This is a genomic window from Pseudofrankia inefficax (assembly GCF_000166135.1).
GTDB classification, from domain to species: Bacteria; Actinomycetota; Actinomycetes; order Frankiales; family Frankiaceae; genus Pseudofrankia; species Pseudofrankia inefficax.
On record NC_014666.1, the window covers coordinates 3,656,417 to 3,678,570 of the forward strand.

The window sequence follows — 22,154 nt, forward strand, 5'->3', positions numbered from 1 at the left end:
GGAGCGGAGGCGGGCCGGGCGCGGCGCGCCTCAGAGCTGGGAGATCGACCAGTCGACCTTCTGCGGCGCTGGGGTGGTCGAGCCCACGTCGAGCTGGATGTCGGCGCGGCTGGTCAGCGGGATCGTCGCCGGGTCGCCGGTGAACAGCTTGCCGTTGACGTAGGCGGTGACCTTGCCCGAGGCCGAGCCGACCTGGGTGGCGCTCAGCGTCTGCTTCCAGATCCCGAAGAAGTTGCCCAGCGTGTAGGTCGCGCTGTTCGGGGCCTCGATGTGGATGACGCCGTCCTGGGCGTGCGTGTGCAGCCAGTAGTAGCACTGGGTGGCCGAGTCCATCTCGGGCTCACCGGCGCCGGACGAGTTCTGCGGCTCGACGATGCCGATACCCGGTGGCACCGGCCGCAGCGCCCCGTTGACGTAGATCGTCAGGTGCGCGTGGATGTGGTAGACGACCTGCTCCTGGGCCTCGCACTTGACGCCGTCGACCGTCTCGCCGTTGGCCGCGGCGGTGACGGGCGCGAGCACCGTGCCCTGTTCGAGCACGATCCCCTCCGGGCCCTGCGGGCCGGTCAGCGTGCTCGTCGCGACGTCGGCGCTGGTGCTGGTCGCCGACGGCTTGTCGTTGCCGACGGTGACGACCAGGACGATCACGACGACGGCGAGCACGACGATCGAGCCGATCCCGGCCGACCAGCCGAGGACCTGGCGGCGCTTCTCGCGCCTGGCCTGCTCGGCCCGCAGCGCCGCGGCCTTCTTGCGGGCGGCGTTGGTCTTGGCGTTCTGCTGGCCGCCGGACGGCCCGCCCGAGCCGCGCGGCGCGGCCGGGCTCGGCCGTGACTTGCCCTCCGACGAGGACGGGCCGGCAGCGGACTCCTGCGCGGTCGTCGAGCCGGGTCGCGGGCGCTTGTTGGCCATCAGGTGGGCCTTTCCGGTGGTCGGCCGGCGGGCACGGAACAGCGGCGCCGGCGGGCACCGAGTCGAACGGCAGGTCAGGCGTGGGACGACGCGCCGCGGCTGGCGCCTCGTCACGACACAACGGTGATACCAGCGGAACCTGTGAGACGTCCTGCCTACTGTGACAAACGGGCCGCCGCCGACGCTCGTCAGGGTGCTGAACCGCCCGAGATGTCGGTGTACGGTGCAGTCTCGCCGCGCCCCGCGCGGGGCGCGGATCTCACTTCACTACGGATCGTCCGGCACGTGCCTGCCGGTGAAGGAGAACCGATGGCTAGCGTGACCTTCGAGAAGGCCGAGCGGAGATACCCGGGAGCGCCCACCGCGGCGGTCAACGGCATCGACCTGCTCATCGAGGACGGCGAGTTCATGGTCCTCGTCGGCCCGTCCGGGTGTGGCAAGTCCACCACCCTGCGGATGCTGGCCGGGCTGGAGGAGGTGACCGCGGGCCGCATCCTGATCGGCGACCGCGACGTCACCGGCCTCGCGCCCAAGGACCGCGACATCGCGATGGTCTTCCAGAGCTACGCCCTCTACCCGCACATGACCGTCTTCGAGAACATGGAGTTCTCCCTCAAGGTCAACAAGGCGCCCAAAGAGGAGCGCGAGCGCCGGGTGAAGTCGGCGGCGGCGCTGCTCGGCCTGACCGACTACCTGGACCGCAAGCCGAAGGCGCTGTCCGGCGGCCAGCGCCAGCGGGTGGCGATGGGCCGGGCGATCGTGCGGGAGCCGCAGGTCTTCTGCATGGACGAGCCGCTGTCGAACCTCGACGCCAAGATGCGGGTGCAGACCAGGACCGACATCGCGAAGCTGCAGGCCGACCTCGGCGCGACCACGGTCTACGTCACGCATGACCAGGTCGAGGCGATGACGATGGGCGACCGAGTCGCGGTGATGAACGCCGGCGAGCTGCAGCAGGTCGCGACGCCGATGGAGCTCTACAGCCGCCCGGCCAACCTGTTCGTCGCCGGCTTCATCGGTAGCCCGCAGATGAACCTACTCGCGGCCGAGGTGTCCGGCGGCCTCGTCCGGCTCGGTGGCTATGACGTGCCGGTGCCGGCCGCGACGCTGGCGAAGCTGCCGAAGGACGTGACCGTCGGGGTCCGGCCCGAGGCGTTCCACGTCGTGCCCGACGGCGGCCTCCCGGTGGAGGTGGTGGTCGTCGAGCACCTCGGCTCGGACTCCTACGTCCACGGCACCGTCGCGCTGGGCGGCGGCGACCGTGGCTCCGAGAACCCTGGGCGCCTGGTGGTCCGGGTCTCGCCCAGGAGCGAGGTCGCGCGAGGCGATCATCTCCAGGTGTCCGTCGAACCGGGCGACATCCACCTCTTCGACACCGCCACCGGCCGGCGCCTGACCGCCTGACCCGCGGCTGACGAGTGGCCGTCCGGTCGTCCGGGCGGCCACTCGTCGCATCTCGTTACGTTCCGGTGAATCCGGGTCAAACGTCTTGACTCGAATAAGTAAGGCTGCTGAACTAACAAAAATTCTGGGCGGCCGGGGCGACTGGGCGGCCCGGACCACCTCCATGGCAGAGATGAGGGGCCGATGAACAGAAGGCTCACCGGTCGGGTCGCGGGCGGGGTCGCGTTCGCGGCCGCCGCCGCGCTCGCGCTGGCCGCGTGCGGGAGCAGCGGCGGTGGCTCGTCGTCCGGCGGCGCGACGACGCTGAAGCTCGTCGTCGCCGACTACGGCACCGGCCCGTCCAACACCAGCACCAAGTACTGGCAGGACATCGCCGACGCCTTCCACACGGCGCACTCCGACATCACCGTCAAGATCACGACGATTCCCTGGACCCAGTTCGACCAGCAGGTCCAGACGATGATCCAGAACAAGCAGTACCCGGACATCACCGAGGGCGACTACTTCTCGAACTACGCCCAGGACGGCCTGCTCTACTCGGCCTCCGACGTCCTCTCGAACCCGGGCAACCTGCTGCCAGCCTTCAAGGACCAGGGCACCTTCGAGGGAACCCAGTACGGCCTGCCGTTCACCACGTCGAGCCGGACGCTGTTCTACAGCAAGAAGCTCTTCGCGCAGGCCGGCATCACCGACGCGCCGAAGACCTGGGCCGACGTCCAGGCCGACGCCGAGAAGATCAAGGCCACCGGCAACATCGGCTTCGGGCTGCCGCTCGGCTCCGAGGAGGCCCAGGCCGAGTCGCTGCTGTGGATGCTCGGCGCGGGCGGCGGCTACCAGACCGGCGGCAAGTACACCATCAACAGCGCGGCCAACACCGAGGCCTTCACCTTCCTCAAGGGCCTCGTCGCCGCCGGTGACACCGAGCCGAACCCCGGCACGGTCAACCGCACCGACCTGTGGCAGAAGTTCGCCCAGGGCCAGGTCGGCATGGTCAACGGCTCGCCGGCGCTCATCCCGATCATCCAGGCGGCCGGCAAGCTGACCGACAGCGGCTGGACCTCGGTCCCGATCGCCGGCAAGTCCGGACCGCTCTCGACCACCCTCGGTGTCTGCGACAACGTCGCCGCGTTCAAGCCGAACGGTCACCAGACCCAGATCAGGCAGTTCCTGGACTTCGCCTACCAGGACAAGTACCAGCTGCAGTTCGACAAGGAGTACGACCTGCTGCCGGCGACCAGCACGGCCAGCACGGCGCTTTCCTCGGACCCGGTGTTCGCGCCGTTCCTGACCGCCCTGCCGAAGTCGATCCAGTACCCCAGCGACACCGCCTGGGCGAACGTGAAGACGAAGATCCAGCAGACCATCGGCACGGCCGTCACCGGTGACCCGGCGGCGGTTCTCGGAAACCTGCAGCAGTCGGCCACGGCCGGCGGCTGAGCCCGCTGGTCAGGGGTCCGGCCGTGAGGCCGGGCCCCGTCTGCGCCATGCTCGGTGGGCCTTTCCCGCTCATTCCGGAAAGGCCCACCGCAGCGTCATCCCAGTAGTCGAACATCCCCTAGTCGAGCCAGGAGCGTGAGGACCGGATGGCCACCCTGAGTCCCCTGACGCCGGACGTGGCCCAGGGTCGCCTCACACCAGCCGTGGGTTCGGGCCGGTCGTGGCCGCGCGCCGCGCTGGCCCGGCTGGCGCCGCTGGCGTGGCTCGGCCCGGCGCTCGTCCTCATCGGCGTCGTCGTGGTGTGGCCCGTCGTCGTCATGGTGCAGTCGTCGTTCCAGCACATCGGCGGCGAGGGCTTCGTCGCCGGCTACAACGGCACCCACAACTACCGGCACCTGTTCCGCGAGCCGGACTTCGTCTCGGTGCTGGTGCGCACGGTGCTGTGGGTCGTCGCCGTCGTCGTCGTGACCATGCTGCTCGCGCTCGGCCTCGCGCAGCTCTTCCACCAGCGTTTTCCCGGGCGCCGCGTCGCGCGCTGGGCGCTGATCGTCCCGTGGGCCGCGTCGGTGATGATGACCGCGCTGATCTTCCGCTGGGCGCTCGACCCGAACAACGGCGTCATCAACCTGTTCCTGCACCAGATCGGCGTCGTGAAGAAGCTCGGCTCGCACCAGGCCTACTGGCTCGGCGAACCGAGCCACGCGCTGGTCTGGATGATGGCGGTGGCCGTCTTCGTGTCGCTGCCGTTCACGACCTACGCGATCCTCTCCGGGCTGCAGGGCATTCCCGACGACGTGTACGAGGCGGCCTCGATCGACGGGTCGACCGGGCTGAGCTCCTACCTGCACATCACGCTGCCGCTGCTGCGGCCGGCGATCATCGTCGCGACGCTCATCAACGTCATCAACGTGTTCAACTCGTTCCCGATCATCTGGGAGATGACGCGGGGCGGGCCGGGCTACCAGACGAGCACCTCGACCATCTACATGGTCGACCTCAAGCAGGGGAACGTCGGTGAGTCCGCCGCGATGTCGGTCATCAACTTCGGCCTCGTGATCCTCATCGTCGTGATCTACCTGTCGACGACCCGCTGGAAGGAGCAGGTGGACCGGTGAGGACCTCCCGCGCGCGCACCGCCGTCCTCGCCACCGGGGCGTACCTGGTCGCGATCGTCTTCCTGCTGCCGTACGTCGAGATGATCATTACGGCTGGCCGGCCGAAGAGTGAGCTGGGCGAGAGGAACTACTTCCCGAGCCACTTCACCTTCTCGAACTTCACCTCGCTGTGGTCGGCCGGCGGGCTCGGCGGCAATATCGGGGTCAGCCTGGAGGTCGCCGGCGGGGCCACGCTGCTGGCGCTGCTGGTCGCCGTGCCGGCCGCGTACTACACCGCGCGGCACCGGTTCCGCGGGCGGACGGCGTTCCTGCTGCTCGTCCTGGCCACCCAGATGTTCCAGCCGGCCGCGATGCTGGTCGGGCTGCAGCGCGAGTTCACCAACTTCAACCTGCCGTCGGCGACGGTCTCCCTGATCATCGTGAACGCCGGCTTCAACCTCGCCTTCGCGGTCTGGATTCTCAACGCGTTCTTCTCCTCCATTCCGGTGGAGCTGGAGGAGGCCGCGCAGGTCGACGGGCTCGGCAGGCTCGGCGCGCTTTTCCGGATCACCCTGCCGCTGGCCGCGCCGGGCATCGTCACCGCGCTCATCTTCACCTTCATCACCGCGTGGAACGAGTTCCTCGTCGCGCTCACGCTGAGCCTGGGCTCGCCGGCCGGGAACCGGCCGCTGACCGTCGCCATCGACGGCTACGTCGGGGAGTACGCCACCGACTGGGGGCACCTGTTCGCGGGCGGGCTGGTCGCCACGGTGCCGGTGATCGTCCTGTTCGCGATCATCGAGCGCCGCGTCGTCACCGGCCTGACCGCCGGAGCGGTGAAGTGAGCCCAGCGAGGATCCCAGGGCCGCGCCCCGCGACGGAGGGGGAGCGGTCCGGCGGCCCGCGCCGCCGGTCGCTGCGGCCGACAGGCAAGCTGCTCGGCCAGGACGCCCGGCGCCACCATCGCGCGCTGATCCTGCAGCAGCTGTTCAGCGAGGGCTCGAACAGCCGCGCCGACCTGGCCCGGGCCACCGGCCTGACGCGGGTGACCGTCTCCGACCTGGTGGGCGGGCTGATCGAGGACGGTCTCGTCGCCGAGCTCGGCTCGCCGGTCGAGACCAGGATCGGCAAGCCGCCGACGCTCGTCGGCATCGTCGCCGACGCGGCGCACATCGTGGCGCTCGACCTGTCGCCCGACGACCGGATGATCGGCGCGGTCCAGGACCTGTTCGGCGTGGTCAAGGCGCGCGTCGAGCTGCCCCGCGAGGGCCGGTCCGGCGCCGAGGCGGTCCGGCTGGCGGTGCGCCTGGCCGAGGAGCTGCGGGCGGCCACGGACCGGCCGCTGCTCGGCGTCGGCGTCGGCAGCCCCGGCGTCGTCGACGCCCGCGGTGTCGTGCTGGACGCGCCCAACCTCAGCTGGCGCGACGTCGATCTCGCGGGCACGCTGCACCGCGAGCTCGGCGTCCCCGTCTACGTCGCCAACGACGCGAACACCGCCGTCCTCGGCGAGCACACCTTCGGGGAGGCCGGCGACGGGGACTTCATGCTGCTGCGCATCGCGACCGGTGTCGGCGCCGGCCTCGTCATCGGCGGCGTCCTCGTCCAGGGCCACGCCTGGGCCGCCGGCGAGATCGGCCACGTGGTCGTCGACCCGGCGGGCAAGCCCTGCGCCTGCGGGCGGGCCGGCTGCCTGGAGACGGTGCTCGCGGTGCCCCGGCTGCGGGCACAGGACCGGGCAGGGCTGACCCAGGTCGGCGAGGTGCTCGGCGACGCGCTGGCGCCGGTCATCGGTCTGCTCAACCTGCACGAGCTCGTCCTCGCCGGGCCCCCCGACCTGCTTGACGGCCCGCTGCGGGAGGCCGTCGACCGTGTCGTCCGGGAACGGACGATGGCCGTCAGCACGGCCGACTTCGTGGTACGTACCTCCACGCTGGGCGACGACGTCGTCCTCGCCGGCGCCGCGGTGCTGGTCCTGTCCGGCGAGCTGGGGGTCGCGTGACCGGGGTTCGCGTGGGGCTGGACATCGGGGCGACCAAGATCCTCGGGGTGGTCGTGGCCGGTGACGGAACCGTGCTGGCTCAGGCGCGCGAGCAGACGGTCGCCGGGCCCGACGGGGTGCTGGCCTCCGCGGGAGCGGTGCTCGAACGGCTCGCCGAAGCGGTCGACGGCCCGCTGCCGCCGGACGTCGGCGTCGGGGTGCCGGGCATCGTCGACCGCCGCCGGGGTGCCGTCAAGCACGCCGTGAACCTCGGACTCGGCGGCGACTGGTTCCCGCTGGCCGACCAGATCGGCGCGCGGGCCGGCGCGCTGCGCCACTTCGGGGCAAACACGGCCCGGAGTCACTTCGGGGCAAACACGGCCCGGAGCCACTTCGGGGCAGGCCCGGCCCGGGTGACGCTGGAGAACGACCTCAACGCCGCGACCTGGGGCGCGCACGTGCTCAGCGGTGCTGACGATCTTGCCTACGTGAGCCTCGGCACCGGGCTCGCGGCGGGTTTCGTGCTCGACGGCGTGCTGCGGCGCGGGGCGCACGGCGCCGCCGGCGAGATCGGGCACGTGCCGGTCGACCCGGCGGGCGAGCTCTGCTCGTGCGGGCAGAAGGGGTGCCTCGAACTGGTCGCCTCCGGCTCCGCGGCGTCGGCGGCCTGGCCGTCCCGCGACGTGCCACCCGCGCAGGCGCTGTTCGCGGCCGCGGCGGCGGGTGACCCGACGGCGGTCGCGGCCCGTGACCGCTTCGTGGACGGGGTCGCCGACGCGATCCGGATGCTCGGCCTGACCGTCGACCCGCGCACGATCATCCTCGGCGGCGGGGTCGCCAACCTCGGCGCTCCGCTGCTGGACGCCGTGGCCGGGGCGCTGCGCGCGCAGGCGGCGACCTCGCCGTTCCTGTCGTCGCTGGACCTGGCGAGCCGGCTCACCCTGGTGCCCCGGGGAGTCCCGGTCGGCGCGCTGGGCGCCGCCATGATCGGCGACGCCGGATGACCGGCGACGCCGGATGACCAGGACGCCGCGGTGACCGGTGACCTTCGCGTCGTCGGGGGTGTGGCCGCCACCGGCCGCCCGGTCGAGGTCGTGATCGTGGGCGGCCGGGTCGTGGCCGGCCCACCACCTGACGACGGGCCGTCCTACGACGCCACGGGCTGCTACGTGCTGCCCGGCCTCATTGACCTGCAGGTCAACGGCGCCGCCGGCCACGACCTGACCGACCAGCCGGACCGGCTGTGGGACGTCGCGGCCGCGCTGGCCCGTTTCGGGGTGACCGCGTTCGCGCCGACCGTGATCAGCTCCGCGCCGGAAGCGCGGGCCCGGGCCCTGGCGGCGTTCCGGGCGGGCCCGCCCCCCGGCTGGGCAGGCGCCGTCCCGCTCGGGCTCCACTACGAAGGGCCGATGATCGCGGCGGGCCGCAAGGGCGCGCATCCGGAGCGCTGGCTCGTGCCACCGTCGTCGGCCGTGATCGACGGCTGGTCCCGGGACAGCGGCGTCCTCCTGGTGACCCTCGCCCCCGAACTGCCCGGCGCGCTGGACGTGATCCGTGACCTGACCGCCCGCGGCGTGCTGGTCTCGGTCGGCCACACCGAGGCGACGGCGGCGCAGGTCGCGGACGCCCTCGACGCCGGGGCCAGGCTCGTCACCCACCTCGGCAACGCCATGCCGCCGCTGCGGGCCCGCGAGCCGGGACCGATCGGCGCCGCGCTCGGCGGGTCGTGGCTGGTGGCCGGGGTGATCGCCGACGGTCACCACCTCGACCCGCTCACGCTGAGCCTCGCCTGGCGCGCGCTCGGGCCGGACCGGTTCCTCGCGGTCTCCGACACCACCGCCGCGCTCGGCCTGCCCGACGGCCCGGCCAGGCTCGGCGACCAGGACGTGATCGTCTCGGCCGGCACCGTGCGTCTGCCGGCCGGGACGCTGGCCGGCTCGGCCGCGTCGCTGCCGCAGTGCCTGCGCACCCTCGTGGCGACGACCGGCTGCGCGCTGGGCGAGGCCGTCACGAGCGCCACCGCGACGCCGGCCGCGCTCGTCGGCGACCCGGCCCGCGGATCGCTGCGGCCAGGCGCGCGCGGCGACCTGACGATCCTGGACCAGGAACTCGACGTGGTCGCCACGATCGTGGCCGGGCACGTCGTCCACGACCCGAACGGACGGTACTGATGGAGGTCGTGCCCCTCACCACGGCCGAGCAGGTCGCGGTGCTCGCCGCCGACGTCATCGAGGCGCAGGTCCGCCGGACGCCGGCCGCCGTGCTCGGGCTGGCCACCGGCTCGACCCCGCTGCCGACCTACCGGGAGCTGATCCGCCGCCACCGGGCCGGCGCCGGCCCGTCGTACGACGAGGTGCGCTGCTTCAACCTGGACGAGTACGTCGGCCTGCCGCCCGGCCACGAGCAGAGCTACCTGGTCACCATCGCCCGGGAGCTGACCGACGGGCTCGGCATCGACCCGGGCCGCGTGCACGGCCCCGACCCGGACGAGGACCGGCTGGCCACGGCGGGCGAGCGGTACGAGTCCCTGATCGTCGGAGCCGGGGGCGTCGACGTCCAGCTGCTCGGGATCGGGTCGGACGGCCATCTCGCGTTCAACGAGCCCGGCTCGTCGCTGGCCAGCCTCACCCGGCTCAAGACGCTGACCGCCCAGACCCGGGCCGACAACGCGCGCTTCTTCGGCTCGCTGGAGAAGGTGCCGCGCCACGTGCTGACCCAGGGGCTGGGCACCATCCTGCGGGCCCGGCACCTGCTGCTGATCGCGACCGGCGCCGGCAAGGCCGAGGCGGTCGCGGCCGCCGTGGAGGGCCCGGTCTCGGCGTCCTGCCCGGCGTCGGTGCTGCAGCTACACCGGCACGCCACGGTCCTGCTGGACGAACCCGCCGCCGCGGCCCTGGCCCGGGGCTCGTACTACCGCGAGGTCTACGCCGGCAAGCCCCCCTGGCAGGGGCTCTAACCCCCAGACCGGCACGGCCGTGGCCACCGTCGGCGTGCCTGGCGTGTGAAGATCGCTGTTTCGGCCCTCGGGTGGTCGTGACCAGGGCATTGGTCCAACCACCCGAGGGCCCAAACGGCGATCACAGCCTGAAGGTGGTGCCGGGCCGCGGCTGGCGCGGGCGCCGGAACGGGCTGCGGGGGAGTCGTAGCGCGTGGCCGCCCCTTTCGGCTGGTCGCCGGGCGCCAGGGTGGCGGCGCACGGGCGACGGCGCGGAAGGGGCGGCCAACGCGTGGGGGCGGGCGACGGCGGGCCGCTCGGGCCGGCGGACGACCGTGATCGGCGCCGGCGGGAATGCCGGCCGTACGCCCCCGGCCTACTCGGCGATCGCCACCCGGCGGCGGGCCAGGACCACCGCGGTGGCCGCGGCCAGCGCGGTCGCGGCGGCCAGCGCCCAGCCGGTGGCGTACTCGGCGTGCCGGGTCGAGTGGCTGTCGGCGGTGACCGTCAGGAACACGGTGCCGATCGTCGCGACGCCGATGACCTGGCCGAGCTGCATCACGGTGAGCAGCAGGCCGCTGGCGTCCGGCGCGACCTCGAAGGGGACGTGCTCCAGCGCGACCGTCATGATGATCGGCATGACGCCCAGGCCGAGCCCGATCAGCCCGGTGATCACCTCGTAGCGGGCCCCGCCGCCGGCCAGCGGCCCGATGCCCAGGTAGGACACGGCAGCCAGCGTGAACCCGGCGGGCACGAGCCACCGGTGCCAGGCGGCCGGCAGCCGCTGCCAGGTAAGGCTGACCAGCGCGAACGCCGCGATGCACGGGACGAACGCGAGCCCCGAGCGCAGCGGCGTCATCCGCAGGTCACCCTGCAGGTGCAGCGTGGTGGTGAACAGGAACGCCCCCCACGTCGCCGGAGCGAGCAGCAGCACGCCGACCGCCGGCAGCAGACCGGGCACCCGCAGCACCTGCCCGGAGATCAGCGGGCGCCGGCCCTGGGCGGCGATCCGGCGCTCGACGGCGATGAAGAGGCCGAACAGCGCCACCCCGGCGATGATCGAGATGACGCACCACGCCGGCCAGCCCTCGTCGTGGCCGAGGATCAGCGGCAGCACGACCAGCAGCACCGCCGGGCTCATGACCAGCAGGCCCGGAATGTCCAGTCCCTCGCCACGCTCGCCGTGGTCCTTCGGCAGGGACCGCGGCCCGGCGATGAGCAGCGCGACGCCGATCGGCACGTTCAGCAGGAACACCGGCCGCCAGCCGGAGCCGGCGATGTCGGCACTGACCAGCAGCCCGCCGGCCGCCTGCCCGACGACGACGCCACCGGCGACCACGGCCGTGAACAGGCCGAGGGCCCTGGCCCGGGCCGCGCCCGTGAAGGTCCGCTGGATCAGGCTCATCACCTGCGGGGTCATCAGCGCCGCCCCCGCGCCCTGGACGAACCGGAACGCGATCAGCGAGCCGGACCCGGGCGCGAGCCCGCAGGCCAGCGACGCCACCGTGAACACGGCCAGGCCGGTGAGGAACGTCCGACGGTGGCCCAGGATCCCGCCGAGCCGCGCCCCCGTGATCAGCAGCACGGCGTAGGACAGGATGTAGCCGGCCACCACGAGCTGCAGGCCGGAGTCGGACGTGTGCAGGTCGGTGCGCAGCGTTGGCAGGGCCACGTTGACGATGCTGACGTCGAGGATGGCCATGAACTGGCCGAGCAGCAGCAGGGCCAGCGCCAGCCGGCCGCCGCTGCCTGCCCTGGTGGGGGCGGGGGCCGGCGCCGGCGCGGCGGGAAGCCGGCCCGGCGCCCCGGGTTGGGTGGGGATGCCGGCGACGCTCGCCGGCGTGGCGTCCGCATGGTCAGGGTCGGGCGGGGGAGTGCCGGGGCGCTCCCCGGCCGTCTCGATCGCTTGTGTCATGGGTGCCAGCCTGCGGCCTGGCCAGTACCGGTAACGAGAGCCTACTCATCCTGGTATCGAGAGCACCTGGCTACGAAGCCCGGCTTCGGGCAGCCTGGAGAGCGTGACGACGATCGAGCCGGACCTGGGCACCCCGGACCTGGGCACCCCGGACCTGGGCGTACAGCGGCCCGCGGGCCCGCCTGCGCACCGGACCGCCGGCGGTGAGCGGCGGGCCGAGCTGGCGTCGTTCCTGCGCAGCCGGCGCGAGCGGATCACCCCGCAGGACGTCGGCATGCCCGGTGGGGCGCGCCGCCGCACGCCGGGGCTGCGCCGCGAGGAGGTCGCGCAGCTCGCCGGGGTCGGCGTCACCTGGTACACCTGGCTGGAGCAGGGCCGGCCGATCAACGCGAGCGCCCAGGTGCTCGGCGCGGTCGCGCGGACGCTGCGGCTGGACGAGGCGGAGTGTGAGCACCTCTACCGGCTGGCCGAGGTGACGCAGCCGGCGGTCGCCGTCGCCGAGCGCGACACCGCGCCGAGCGACCTGCGGGCCATCCTCGAAGGCCTCGAGCCGATGCCGGCCGCGCTGGTCAACCACCGGTCCGACGTGCTCGGCTGGAACCAGACCTACGCGGCGATGTTCCCCGACCTCGTCTACGGCCCCCCGGCCCTGCGGAACTCCTTCTGGTTCATGTTCGTGACGCAGCGCGGCCGCGAGACACTGGTCAACCTGGACGAGCAGGCCCACCGCGCGGTCGCCGTCTTCCGGTACCGGTACACCCAGCACCTGGGTGACCCGGAGTGGCGGGAGTTCGTCGACCGGCTCAGCGACGCCAGCCCGCTGTTCGCGCGGATGTGGGCCACCCACGACGTCGCGCCGCCCGGGCCCTGCGACAAGCGGTTCCGGCTCCCGGAGGTCGGCGAGGTCGCGCTGCGCACGACCAACCTCGACGTGGCGGACATGCCGGGCGTCCGGCTTGTCGTCTACAACGCGGTCGACGAGGTCAGCCGCGAGCGGATCGTCCGGCTGCACGGACGGCCCCGGCTGGTCGCCGTGCGCGGGGAAGACGTGACGGAAAGCGGCGCGCGGGCCACGCTCGCGGCTGGCTGACGGCCCGGCGAAAACCAGTTCCTCGTAGCACCCGTCACAACACGCCCGGCTTTCTTGCTGGGTAGCAGGGATTGCCACGCACGGTCGGCGACCGGGTCCTAATCCGGCCTTTGCCGAATGGCGCCCCGGTGTTTACGTTGGTGCTCGTCCGGTCACGGCGTGGTTTTCAGAAAAGCGCCGCCGGGCTCCCACACCGGGGCGTCACCAGTGTCTGCCCGCGGCCCCGGTGCATTGTCGTCTCCTCACTGGGACGCGAGGGCAGAAACGGGCGGAACCCGCCAATACGGGGGTTTCCCGGGAAGCAGCCATGTTCCCGGCCGTGAGCACCGTGCTCACCGCGTCCCCTGGTCGCCGTAAATGCGGCGAGATGGGGCGCGATGTCCGTAGGTGTCGCGTGGAAAGAATCCTCCTTGTCGATCCGACGCAACCGTACGAGCAGCAGCCTTCGGACCCGTCTCGCCGCCGTCATGGCGGCGGGCGCCCTCGTCACCACCGGTGGCGTCCTGGCGGCTGCGTCGCCGGCTAGCGCCGCCTCCGGCAGCACCGTCTCCGACGTCACGATCGCGAAGGCGGCGAAGCGGGCCGGCCTGGCCGGCTGCCGCGGCGTTCCGGCCAGCACCTGGGTGGCCATCGCGCTGGCCGAGTCCAGGGGCAACACCCACGCCCACGCGACCGGTATCGAGGACTCGCGCGGCCTGTGGCAGGTCAACCTCTGGGCCAACAGCGACCTGGTCGGCGGCCGCAACCTGTACGACGTGTCCAACAACGCCTGGGCCGCCAAGCGCGTCTGCGCCCGCCAGGGCCCGACCGCCTGGTCGACCTACACCAACGGCGCCTACAAGCACTTCCTGGCCCGCGGCCACGCGGCCGCCGCGAAGGCCTGACCTGCGCGGCGTGACTGTCAGTGCTTGACCCCCGCGGATCCCGAGCGACCAGCGGCGTCCGCGGGCTGAGCATCAGGGCCTCCCCGAACTTCGGTTCGGGGAGGCCCTGTCGCGTCTCCGGGCGCGTAGCGCGAGCCCCCAGTCCCACGCGATGGCCGTGGTTCGGACCGTTCCCGAGGCGCAGGGCATGAGTGACTGGCCCCGAGAGGCGCTGTCCCGTCGAGGGGTGCACGGGGTGTGAGCGGGGCTGGGCCGAGTACGCGACGGCGGGTAGCCGCTGGCCGGGGCATTCCGCCCGGCCTCGCCGCCCGCGCCCCTGCTTCGCCGGCCCCACAGCGACTCCGGCCGGGAATGGACCAGGACCGGGAACCCGCGATTCCTTGACGCATTGTGGCCACCCCGTCACCGAGAAGTGGGAATCCTCGAAAGCAATCACGTGGCGGCGGTCACATCCGGTGTCGGGTAATTACTGCGGGCCACCGGGAGCCACGAAAAGTCAGTGGTCTGGCACGTGTTTGGCTACCGAGAGTGCTTGCCTTCGGTTCTTGATCCCAGCTAAGTTGGTTCTCGTCCGGCCGTGAGAAACGAAAACACGAGCCGGGCGCACACACACCGGGCCGATGCCGAATTCTGCCCAAGGCCCCGGTGCATCCCGTCTCCCATGACGCGAGGGCAGAAACGGGTGGAGCCCAGCGAGCTCCCCGGGGAAGCCAAATCCCTGTTCGTGGTCCAGGCCGAAATCGGCCCTGCCACATGCGCCTTTCACTGGCGTAGGAATCCGTAGGTGTCGCGAGAAAGCATTTCTTTGTCGAACCGACGCAACCGCACGAGCAGCCTGCGTAGCCGCCTCGCCGCCCTCGCGGCAGCGGGAGCGGTCGTCACCACCGGTGGCGTCCTCGCGGCTGCCGCTCCGGCGAGCGCCGCGCCCGGCAGTCACGGTGCGACCAGCACCGTCTCCGACACCGCTATCGCCCAGGCCGCCAAGCGGTCCGGCCTGGCCGGCTGCCGCGGCGTGTCCACCGGAACCTGGGTGGCCATCGCGCTGGCGGAGTCCCGCGGCAACACCCACGCCCACGCGACCGGTATCGAGGACTCGCGCGGCCTGTGGCAGGTCAACCTCTGGGCCAACAGCGACCTCGTCGGCGGGCGCAACCTGTACGACGTCTCGACGAACGCCTGGGCCGCCAAGCGCGTCTGCACGCGCCAGGGCCCGACCGCCTGGTCGACGTACACCAACGGCGCCTACAAGGCGTACCTCGGCCGAGGTGCCTCCGCCGCTGCCCGCGCCTAGTTCTGTACCCGCGGCTAGTTCGGAACCCGCGGCCAGTTCCCCCGGCCGCGCTCCCCGCTGACCTCCAGCGAGCTTCCTGAGCGGTCCGCGCTCCACCGGCGGGCGGGTCTTCTCTGCCCGCCGGTGGCCCCGCGGCCCCCGCAGCCGATCTACCTCTGTGCCTGGGACGTCTGATCCCGGTGCCTTTCGAAAGGACACCTCTCTTGCTTCGTGGCCTCTCCACCCGTGCCCGTGCGATGGTCGCCACTCCGGTGCTGGCCGCGGCGGTGGTCGGGACCGGTCTGGTCGCCACCCAGCCCGCCTCCGCCTCGGCCCGGCCGTCGGCGGCGCACTTCCTCTCGGCCGTCGTGCCGTGTGAGTCCGGGGGCAACCCCCGCGCGGTGAACTCGATCGGTGCCGGTGGGCTGTTCCAGTTCCTGCCCTCGACCTGGCACGGCCTCGGCGGCAAGGGCCTCCCGCAGAACGCCTCGGTCTCCGAGCAGTGGGCCAAGGCCTACAAGCTCTACGCCCAGCAGGGCACCAGCCCGTGGTACGCCTCGAAGGGCTGCTGGGGCCACAAGATCTGATAGCCGCATGGCCAGCGAGGCCCCACACCGTCACGGTGTGGGGCCTCGCTTGGTCTGTCGGGCGGCCGGGCTGGCTAGCCCACGCGGCCGGCGAACCGGTAGCGGAAGCCCCCGAGCGAGGTGACGACGACGTCGTAGTAGCCCCACTGGTCGACCGGCCAGGTGACCGTCGACGTGGCGCCGGCGTTGACCGTGAGCGTCTGCGTCCTCGTCACGAAGTCGTTGGCGGTCAGGGTGAACGCGAGCGGCCCGCGTGACGGGTTGCCGAGCGTCAGCTTCAGCCCGAGGACCTTGCCGAGCACCAGGTCGGCGCTGACCACCGGCGACGTCCCGGTCGCGTCGCCGGCGAACCGGCGCAGGAACCGGTCCGGGCCGTAGACGCTCAGGTCGTAGGTCCGGTCCGGCGTCGTCCCGCCGGGCCAGGTGTGCGTCGCCTGCCCGCCCGGGGCCAGGGTGTAGGGCGTCGCGGCGAACGGCAGCACCTTGTTCGGGTAGACGAGGTGGTTCACCCCGACGGAGCCCTTGTTGGACAGCGTCACCGTGACGTTGCCGGACGCGATGTCGATGGTGGCGTTCGCGGTCTGCCGGTACGGCAGTGCCCGGTGCCGGGCCGAACCGGTCTGCGTCGGCAGCGCCTGGGCGCCGGGCAGCGGCAGCGGGACGGGCGGCTTGAGGTTGTCCGCGTCGGCCGCGAGCGTGAGCGCCTTCGTCGCCGCCAGGGTCGGCACGACCTTGCCCGACGGGATGCTGAAGTCGGGCCGGCCGAAGTCGAACGCGCTGGTCAGGTCGCCGGCGACCGTGCGCCGCCAGGCCGAGATACCGTCGAGGCGCACCCCGGTGACCTGCTCCAGGAACCGGATGACCGAGGTGTGGTCGAACACCTGCGAGTTGACCCAGCCGCCGCGTGACCACGGCGAGACGACCGTCATCGGGACCCGGGTGCCGAGACCGATCGGCAGGCCGCCGACGAACTCGCCCGCGGTGCCCGGCTCGGGCAGTGGCGGCACGACGTGGTCGAAGAAGCCGTCGTTCTCGTCGTAGTTGACCAGGATGACGGTCTGCGCCCACAGCGTCGGGTTCGCGAGCACCGCCTGCACGACCTGGTTGACGTAATGGCCGCCGTAGTCCGGGCTCGCCGCCGGGTGCTCCGACCAGCCGTAGGGGGCGACCACATAGGAGACGGTCGGCAGCGTGCCCGCCTTCGCGTCGGCGACGAAGTCACGCAGCAGGTAGGAGACGTCCAGGCCCCGGTCGGACGCCGGCTTCCAGCCGTCGTGCAGGCCGGCCTGCGCCGCCAGCTTCTGCCGCGCCGGGTCCGTCGAGGTGAGCGCGTCGTGGTACTGGGAGAACAGCCAGAGCGGGTTGTCGCCGTAGTCGCCCAGGTACGGGTGCAGGCCCGAGTCGCCGACCTCGTCGTTGGCGTACGTCCTGAAGCTGACGCCCGCCCCGAACAGCTTCTCGGCGTACGTGCCGTAGCTGAGCGCCCCGATGTAGTCGGCCGGGTTCGACGTGACGGGCCCGCCGTGGCCGCCGTTCGGGTCGATGTTCCCGGCCCACTGGTAGAGGCGGTTCGGCGTCGTCGGGCCGAGCACGGAGCAGAAGTAGTGGTCGCAGACCGTGAACGCGCTGGCCAGGGCGTGCTGGTAGGGGATGTCGTCCCGGGTGAAGTAGCCCATGGTGCGCTCGGTCTTCGCCCCGACCCAGCCGTTCCACGCCCCGTTGTTCAGCGCCTTGTGGCCACCTTCCCAGGAGTGGTCGAGGTCGCCGGCGTTCTGCCCGTTGTACCGCGAGCTGTCCATCCGGAACGGCAGCAGGAAGCCACCGTCGGGCCTCGCCGGGTCCGGCTGGTGGAAGATGTCGCCGCCGCCGGGGTACTCGAGGACCTGCTTGTCCCCGAAGCCGCGCACGCCGGGCAGCGTGCCGAGGTAGTGGTCGAACGAGCGGTTCTCCTGCATGAGGATCACCACGTGCCTGACGTCCTTGATCGTCCCCGTGAGGGCCGTGTCGCTCGTCGCGCTCGCGGGCGTCGAGCCGCCGCTCGCGAGGGTCGCGCCGACGCCACCGGCGACGCCCGCGGTGACCGCGGTGGCGGCCCCCGCGATCAGGACGTGGCGGCGGGAGACGCCCCGGCTGGCCGGCGCCTCGCCGGGCGAGCCGGGGGAGCCTGCGGAGCCGGGGGAGCCTGAGGCGGAGTCTCCGCTGGCCTCGGGAGCGTGGGAGTCGGACTTCCGTTGGCTCATGTACCCATTCCGTCGGCCGGCGGGGCGGCGCGCAACCAGATACCGGTGAACCTCCCGGTACCGTTACGCTCCGCGCCGCCCAACCGACCGTCAACGCCCTCGCGGGTCACGCAGCGTCGGCTAGGCCATCTGGTCCGGGGTGCTGGATCGTTCGATCATGCCGATGGCCGACTCGCCGTCCCAGGTGTAGCGGGCCAGGCCCTGCTGCAGCTGCATGCCGCCACCGACCTCCGGTGGCATCACCATGAACGTCGAGAGCACCGTCTCGCCGGCGACCTCGATCGTGCCCTTCGCGGTCTCCAGCACGACGGTCACGTCCTGGCCGCTGGCCTGCAGGGTCCGCAGCCAGGGCGCGCGCACCACCCGGGCGGGGATCAGTTCGCCGCCGTCGACCACGTAGCCCTCGTTGTAGGTGGTCTTGCCGTCCGCGCGCGGCGGATAGACCTGGAAACCGAAGCCCCGGCCGCTGGGGAACAGCGCCGCCTGCCAGACGTGGCCCCAGAACTTCGCCAGCCGCCGGATGCCCTGCCGGCGGATCCGGTCGGCTCCGCCGTTGATCTGGTGGGTCTCGTCGCCGATGGTGATCGTGCCGCTGGCCCGGCACAGCTGCTCGAACCGCCAGGGGTAGCCGATGAGGTCGCCCTCCTCCTGGGTCGCCAGGATGTGGCGCGCCTCGTCGCTGGTCGAGCCGTTCTCCCAGGGCGGCGCGGCCGGGTGGAGGTCGATCTCGGCCCGGATGGGCACCTGCTCGCCGCCGCTCCAGGGCGTCCAGCCGTTGATCTGGGCCTCCGAGGTGGTCGCGACCGCGGTGCCGTCCAGCCGCAGGCGCAGGTGGCGGTAGGGCTCGACCAGCTCGAACGACAGCGGCCCGGCGCCCAGGACGCGAGCCCGTCCGTCCGGGCCGGCCGGGTCGTGCACCGGGCCCGGACCGAACACGTTGTAGACGCGCCCGTCGGCGAACCCGAGGTTGACCTGGATGTCATGGGTGTCCCACTGGTCGGCGACGGCCTCGACGCCGATGCGCGGGAGGCCGAACGTGCCGCTGTCGTCCCAGATCCAGGCGTTGACCGACTCGCGGGCCTCGGGATCGTCGGGCTGGCGGGGGAAGACGAACTCCCAGTCCTCGTCGAGGCCGCCGGTGAGGTCGATCGTCACGGGGTGGTCACCCTTCTCTCGGTGCGGTCCAGCGCGCGGACCGCGTCACGTAGTCGGCGAACAGCGGCCGCACCGCGGCCAGGTCGAGGCCGAAGTCGGCCGGGTCCGGGTGGACGGTCTCCTCCCGGTTCTCCGCGTTCTCCCGCCACCAGCGCCGCATCCCGGCCTCGAACGCCGGGGTGACGGGCTCGTCGAGCCAGGCGTACAGACGGCGCACCTCGCCGACCGGGTCGCGGCGCATGGCGCGGAAGTCCAGGTCGAAGAAGCGGTCGTCGTTGCCCGCGTCGCGGAACTCCAGCGCGCGCCGCATCCCGACCGCCCACTGCTCGACGTTGAGGGCCGCGAGATAGCGCTGGTCGACCTCGTCGCTGAACATCACGGCGGCCGTGGCGTACACGTCGGCGACGGAGACGAGGACCTCGGTCGGGTCCCGGTGCGTCATCACGAAGCGCGCGTCAGGGAAGGCCGGGTCGAGGTAGCGCAGGTAGATCAGGTGGGTCGGGCACTTCAGCCGCCACGGCTGGCGTTCCTGGCCCCACTGCAGCAGCTTCAGGGCCCGTCGCTCGTAGCGGTAGGTCGAGGTCAGGTCGGCGTCGAGCAGCCACGCCGAGTACGTCGGGATCTGCGCGAACGCCTGGAAGATCTGCGAGGTGAACTCGAGGCCCATCAGGTCGTGGTCCTCGAAGGGCCCGGTCGGTGAGGACGGCTGCATCGCGGACAGCTTCGGCGAGAGCTCACGCGACTGCGCGGCCTTGGCCTCGGCGCGGGCGATCCGTGGATCCGGGGCGGGCACCGTCGACGGCGGCGGGCAGGGCTCCTCGGCCTGCCACGCGACGAGCGAACGCGCTCCCGGGTCCTCGCCGAGCAACGCGGCCAGCGCGGTGGAACCCGTGCGGGGGAGGCCGAGCCCGATCAGGGGGCGCTCGATCACCTCGTCGTCGATCTCGGGATGACGGCGGTACCAGTCCTCGATCTGGAGACGGTTGCGCAGCAGCCGGACGATCATGTCGCGCAGGACGAACTCCCCGACGGCGTTGAGCCTCGCCTCCTTGCGTAAGGAGTCCACCAGCAGGTCGAGGCCCTCGCGGAACGTGCGCTCCCCGAAGTCGGTCAGGCCGGTCTCGGCGCTCGCCGCGGCGAGCAGCCCGTCGACGTCTTCCATGTAGGTCTCCCGGGATGGCTGGATGTCCGGCCTGGCGCCGGGCCGGCGCCGCCGGAGGGCGTGGTGTGACGGACGCCGCCGCTGGGCGCGGTGGACACAGGAGCGGCGACGGCCGCGGCGGATGGTGGCGGACGCGCGGGCTGGCCTGGCCGGGAGCGTCAGAGCGCCGCTTCGCGGGAGCAGTTCCCACGAAAATTGGTGGCAGCAGACTCCCGCGAATATGGGAGCCGCGTCAAGCGCGCCTCCGGCGACCGGCGACACGCGACCGGACGGCCCGCGGGCGCGCTAGTATCGGGCCATGGCAGGTGCCCTCTTGCTGCTGCACAGTGACCGCGTGACGGACCACGGTCGACTGGCCAGCGGAGCCTGTTGCCGGTAACTGGCCGCTCCTCGCGGCCCCCGGCCGTTGTCGCGTCGGCCTCCCGCCCACCTCCGTGGGTAGGACCCCCGCCAGGCGCGTGAGCGCGGCCGCCTCGCAACTTTCTTGATCATCTTCGTTCTGGCCCGCGCGCGCCTCTTCTCGACTTTCCAGGTCGAGAAGGAGATGTTTTACCGCGGGGCCCACCCACCCCGATCGACCGCCGGCCCACCCGCTCCCACCCGGGCCCGGCGGAACCGCAAGCACCTGACCCGCGCCGCGCGCGCCCGTGCCACCTGGAGCCAGACGTGCCACTCGTCCACCCTGCGCTGCTGGGCCTGACCACGGCCCTTCCCGACGTCCCCGGCACGTCCGGGCTGGCTCTCCCGGCCTGCGCGCCGGGCGACGCGGCGGCGGCGTGCGGGAACGCGGTGACCGGGAACGCGGTGACCGGGGGCGCGGTGACCGAGGACTTCGGGAGCGGCCCTGTGGGCCTGGCCCAGCTGCTCGCGGGCGGGTCGCTCGCGGCCGACGTGCTGCGCGACGAGGGCGAGCCGCTCGACCTCGCGACCCTGACCGAGCTGGCGGGACGGCTCGCGGCGACCGAGCGGCTGTGGCGGCCGGTCGTGCGCCACCACGCCGACAAGCGGTGGTACACCCGGCTGCTGCTGACCGGGGTCGTCGAGGTGTGGCTGATCGGCTGGTCGCCCGGCCAGCACACCGCGGTGCACGACCACGGCGGCGCGCTCGGCGCCCTCGCGGTCGCCGACGGCGTCGTCGAGGAGGACGTGCACGCCCCGCATGGGGGATCCTGGGAGCCGCGCGCGACCCGGCGGCACGCCCGAGGCCGGGTCGTCGGGTTCGGCGCCGACCACGTCCACCGGGTCATCAACCGGACCGCGGTCGCGGCCACCACCGTGCACGCCTACTCCCCACCGGAGGTTCCGTTGCGTTACGCCAACGCGGACGGCTCGGTCGCCGTCCCGGCCGCCGCGGCCGCCCAGCTCACCACGGGGCTGCTCGCGCCCACCGCCCAGCGGCGGGTCGCGGCGACGGCCGCCCGATGAGCGCCCAGCGCGGCGTCGCGAACCCGGTGCACGGTCGGTCCGCCGGGCCGGGAGACGCGCCCGTCAGCAGGATCGACGGGATGCTGGCCAGGGCCCGCGCCCGGCTGCGCCGGGTCGGTCCCGTCGAGGCGGCGCAGGAGATCGCCGACGGCGCGCTGCTGGTCGACATCCGGCCGGCCGCGCAGCGGGCCGCGGAGGGCGAGATCCCCGACGCCCTCGTCATCGAGCGCAACGTGCTCGAATGGCGGCTCGACCCGACCAGTGACGCCCGGCTCCCCGTCGCGACCGGTGACGACCTGCGGGTGCTCGTCATCTGCTCCGAGGGCTACACCTCCAGCCTCGCGGCCGCCGCACTGCAGGAGCTGGGGCTGCACCGCGCCACCGACGTCGTCGGCGGCTACCACGCCTGGGCCGCCGCGGGCCTGCCGACGAGTTCCTGACCGGCGGGTGCGGCCGAGTTCCTGACCGGCGGGTGCGGCCGACATCCTGACCGGCGGGTGCGGCCGAGTTCCTGAACATCGGGTTCGGCCGGCTGCCGCCGGCGGGCCGCCCGGCCGGTGGCTCGTCGCGTTCGCCTGGCGCCGGGCCAAATGGCTGACGTATGAAGAGAGCGGAGCATCGCCACCTCATGGGCAACCGGGCGCCCGGGTAGCCGGCTGGCCGCTC

The 22,154-nt window shown here is 72.6% G+C and carries 19 protein-coding genes; 14 read left to right on the top strand and 5 right to left on the bottom strand.

The features are described from left to right. Positions 1 to 30: 30 nt before the first annotated feature. Positions 31 to 912, bottom strand: a complete 882-nt coding sequence (locus FRAEUI1C_RS36330; protein WP_013424163.1) for a hypothetical protein — start codon at positions 910 to 912, stop codon at positions 31 to 33. Between the two features lie 309 nt (positions 913 to 1,221). On the opposite strand from FRAEUI1C_RS36330, the gene FRAEUI1C_RS15045 reads away from it, so the two are divergent. The 8 genes from FRAEUI1C_RS15045 to nagB all read left to right on the top strand — a co-directional run bounded on the left by FRAEUI1C_RS15045 (position 1,222) and on the right by nagB (position 9,781). After that, positions 1,222 to 2,316, top strand: coding sequence for an ABC transporter ATP-binding protein (locus FRAEUI1C_RS15045; RefSeq protein ID WP_013424164.1), 1,095 nt, complete (start codon positions 1,222 to 1,224; stop codon positions 2,314 to 2,316). A gap of 183 nt (positions 2,317 to 2,499) precedes the next feature. Next, positions 2,500 to 3,753: an extracellular solute-binding protein gene (locus FRAEUI1C_RS15050; RefSeq protein WP_013424165.1), complete on the top strand. Its 1,254-nt coding sequence runs from the start codon at positions 2,500 to 2,502 to the stop codon at positions 3,751 to 3,753. Positions 3,754 to 3,899: 146 nt separating this feature from the next. Then, positions 3,900 to 4,868 (top strand): carbohydrate ABC transporter permease, encoded by a 969-nt coding sequence (locus FRAEUI1C_RS15055; RefSeq protein ID WP_013424166.1) that lies wholly within the window; start codon positions 3,900 to 3,902, stop codon positions 4,866 to 4,868. Further along, the gene (locus tag FRAEUI1C_RS15060) at positions 4,865 to 5,692 is read left to right on the top strand and encodes a carbohydrate ABC transporter permease (protein WP_013424167.1); all 828 of its coding nucleotides are present in this window, start codon (positions 4,865 to 4,867) and stop codon (positions 5,690 to 5,692) included. The genes FRAEUI1C_RS15055 and FRAEUI1C_RS15060 overlap by 4 nt, the downstream gene beginning before the upstream one ends. Beyond that, a complete protein-coding gene (locus FRAEUI1C_RS15065; protein ID WP_013424168.1) occupies positions 5,689 to 6,846 on the top strand; it encodes an ROK family transcriptional regulator in 1,158 nt (385 codons plus the stop codon). The genes FRAEUI1C_RS15060 and FRAEUI1C_RS15065 overlap by 4 nt, the downstream gene beginning before the upstream one ends. Then, positions 6,843 to 7,829, top strand: a complete 987-nt coding sequence (locus FRAEUI1C_RS15070) for an ROK family protein (RefSeq protein ID WP_013424169.1) — start codon at positions 6,843 to 6,845, stop codon at positions 7,827 to 7,829. The genes FRAEUI1C_RS15065 and FRAEUI1C_RS15070 overlap by 4 nt, the downstream gene beginning before the upstream one ends. Positions 7,830 to 7,859: 30 nt before the next feature. Continuing rightward, entirely contained in the window at positions 7,860 to 8,996 is a 1,137-nt protein-coding gene (locus FRAEUI1C_RS15075) for an N-acetylglucosamine-6-phosphate deacetylase (protein WP_013424170.1), read from the top strand. Continuing rightward, entirely contained in the window at positions 8,996 to 9,781 is a 786-nt protein-coding gene (nagB, locus tag FRAEUI1C_RS15080) for a glucosamine-6-phosphate deaminase (protein ID WP_013424171.1), read from the top strand. The genes FRAEUI1C_RS15075 and nagB overlap by 1 nt, the downstream gene beginning before the upstream one ends. Before the next feature lie 355 nt (positions 9,782 to 10,136). On the opposite strand, the gene FRAEUI1C_RS15085 is transcribed toward nagB, so the two are convergent. Continuing rightward, positions 10,137 to 11,675 (bottom strand): MFS transporter, encoded by a 1,539-nt coding sequence (locus FRAEUI1C_RS15085; protein WP_013424172.1) that lies wholly within the window; start codon positions 11,673 to 11,675, stop codon positions 10,137 to 10,139. A gap of 103 nt (positions 11,676 to 11,778) precedes the next feature. On the opposite strand from FRAEUI1C_RS15085, the gene FRAEUI1C_RS15090 reads away from it, so the two are divergent. From FRAEUI1C_RS15090 to FRAEUI1C_RS15105, 4 genes are all read left to right on the top strand, one after another. Beyond that, a complete protein-coding gene (locus FRAEUI1C_RS15090; protein ID WP_013424173.1) occupies positions 11,779 to 12,765 on the top strand; it encodes a helix-turn-helix transcriptional regulator in 987 nt (328 codons plus the stop codon). Between the two features lie 467 nt (positions 12,766 to 13,232). Then, positions 13,233 to 13,649, top strand: a complete 417-nt coding sequence (locus FRAEUI1C_RS15095; protein ID WP_232425436.1) for a transglycosylase SLT domain-containing protein — start codon at positions 13,233 to 13,235, stop codon at positions 13,647 to 13,649. 805 nt (positions 13,650 to 14,454) lie between these two features. Next, on the top strand, positions 14,455 to 14,940 hold the full coding sequence (locus FRAEUI1C_RS15100; RefSeq protein ID WP_041259349.1) for a transglycosylase SLT domain-containing protein: 486 nt from the start codon (positions 14,455 to 14,457) through the stop codon (positions 14,938 to 14,940). Positions 14,941 to 15,176: 236 nt separating this feature from the next. Beyond that, positions 15,177 to 15,506, top strand: coding sequence for a transglycosylase family protein (locus tag FRAEUI1C_RS15105; protein ID WP_049806913.1), 330 nt, complete (start codon positions 15,177 to 15,179; stop codon positions 15,504 to 15,506). 74 nt (positions 15,507 to 15,580) lie between these two features. Here FRAEUI1C_RS15105 and FRAEUI1C_RS15110 read toward each other — a convergent pair whose 3' ends face one another. The 3 genes from FRAEUI1C_RS15110 to FRAEUI1C_RS15120 all read right to left on the bottom strand — a co-directional run bounded on the left by FRAEUI1C_RS15110 (position 15,581) and on the right by FRAEUI1C_RS15120 (position 20,063). Then, positions 15,581 to 17,746, bottom strand: a complete 2,166-nt coding sequence (locus tag FRAEUI1C_RS15110) for a phosphocholine-specific phospholipase C (RefSeq protein ID WP_013424177.1) — start codon at positions 17,744 to 17,746, stop codon at positions 15,581 to 15,583. Between the two features lie 120 nt (positions 17,747 to 17,866). After that, complete coding sequence (locus FRAEUI1C_RS15115) at positions 17,867 to 18,901, bottom strand: DUF7064 domain-containing protein (RefSeq protein ID WP_013424178.1); 1,035 nt, start codon at positions 18,899 to 18,901, stop codon at positions 17,867 to 17,869. A 7-nt stretch (positions 18,902 to 18,908) separates the two neighbouring features. Then, positions 18,909 to 20,063 carry a sulfotransferase family protein gene (locus tag FRAEUI1C_RS15120; protein WP_013424179.1) on the bottom strand — a complete coding sequence of 385 codons (1,155 nt, stop codon included), beginning with the start codon at positions 20,061 to 20,063 and terminating at the stop codon, positions 18,909 to 18,911. A gap of 666 nt (positions 20,064 to 20,729) precedes the next feature. Here FRAEUI1C_RS15120 and FRAEUI1C_RS15125 point away from each other — a divergent pair. Continuing rightward, the gene (locus FRAEUI1C_RS15125; RefSeq protein WP_013424180.1) at positions 20,730 to 21,488 is read left to right on the top strand and encodes a cysteine dioxygenase; all 759 of its coding nucleotides are present in this window, start codon (positions 20,730 to 20,732) and stop codon (positions 21,486 to 21,488) included. Positions 21,489 to 21,568: 80 nt separating this feature from the next. Next, the gene (locus FRAEUI1C_RS15130) at positions 21,569 to 21,928 is read left to right on the top strand and encodes a rhodanese-like domain-containing protein (RefSeq protein ID WP_041260851.1); all 360 of its coding nucleotides are present in this window, start codon (positions 21,569 to 21,571) and stop codon (positions 21,926 to 21,928) included. The last annotated feature ends 226 nt before the right edge of the window (positions 21,929 to 22,154 follow it).

What these genes read in the sequence shown, in the direction of transcription:
- FRAEUI1C_RS36330 (WP_013424163.1), bottom strand. Translation starts at nt 912, where the DNA reads ATGGCCAACAAGCGCCCGCGACCCGGCTCGACGACCGCGCAGGAGTCC.
- FRAEUI1C_RS15045 (WP_013424164.1), top strand. Translation starts at nt 1,222, where the DNA reads ATGGCTAGCGTGACCTTCGAGAAGGCCGAGCGGAGATACCCGGGAGCG.
- FRAEUI1C_RS15050 (WP_013424165.1), top strand. Translation starts at nt 2,500, where the DNA reads ATGAACAGAAGGCTCACCGGTCGGGTCGCGGGCGGGGTCGCGTTCGCG.
- FRAEUI1C_RS15055 (WP_013424166.1), top strand. Translation starts at nt 3,900, where the DNA reads ATGGCCACCCTGAGTCCCCTGACGCCGGACGTGGCCCAGGGTCGCCTC.
- nagB (WP_013424171.1), top strand. Translation starts at nt 8,996, where the DNA reads ATGGAGGTCGTGCCCCTCACCACGGCCGAGCAGGTCGCGGTGCTCGCC.
- FRAEUI1C_RS15085 (WP_013424172.1), bottom strand. Translation starts at nt 11,675, where the DNA reads ATGACACAAGCGATCGAGACGGCCGGGGAGCGCCCCGGCACTCCCCCG.
- FRAEUI1C_RS15095 (WP_232425436.1), top strand. Translation starts at nt 13,233, where the DNA reads ATGGCGGCGGGCGCCCTCGTCACCACCGGTGGCGTCCTGGCGGCTGCG.
- FRAEUI1C_RS15105 (WP_049806913.1), top strand. Translation starts at nt 15,177, where the DNA reads ATGGTCGCCACTCCGGTGCTGGCCGCGGCGGTGGTCGGGACCGGTCTG.
- FRAEUI1C_RS15110 (WP_013424177.1), bottom strand. Translation starts at nt 17,746, where the DNA reads ATGAGCCAACGGAAGTCCGACTCCCACGCTCCCGAGGCCAGCGGAGAC.
- FRAEUI1C_RS15120 (WP_013424179.1), bottom strand. Translation starts at nt 20,063, where the DNA reads ATGGAAGACGTCGACGGGCTGCTCGCCGCGGCGAGCGCCGAGACCGGC.
- FRAEUI1C_RS15130 (WP_041260851.1), top strand. Translation starts at nt 21,569, where the DNA reads ATGCTGGCCAGGGCCCGCGCCCGGCTGCGCCGGGTCGGTCCCGTCGAG.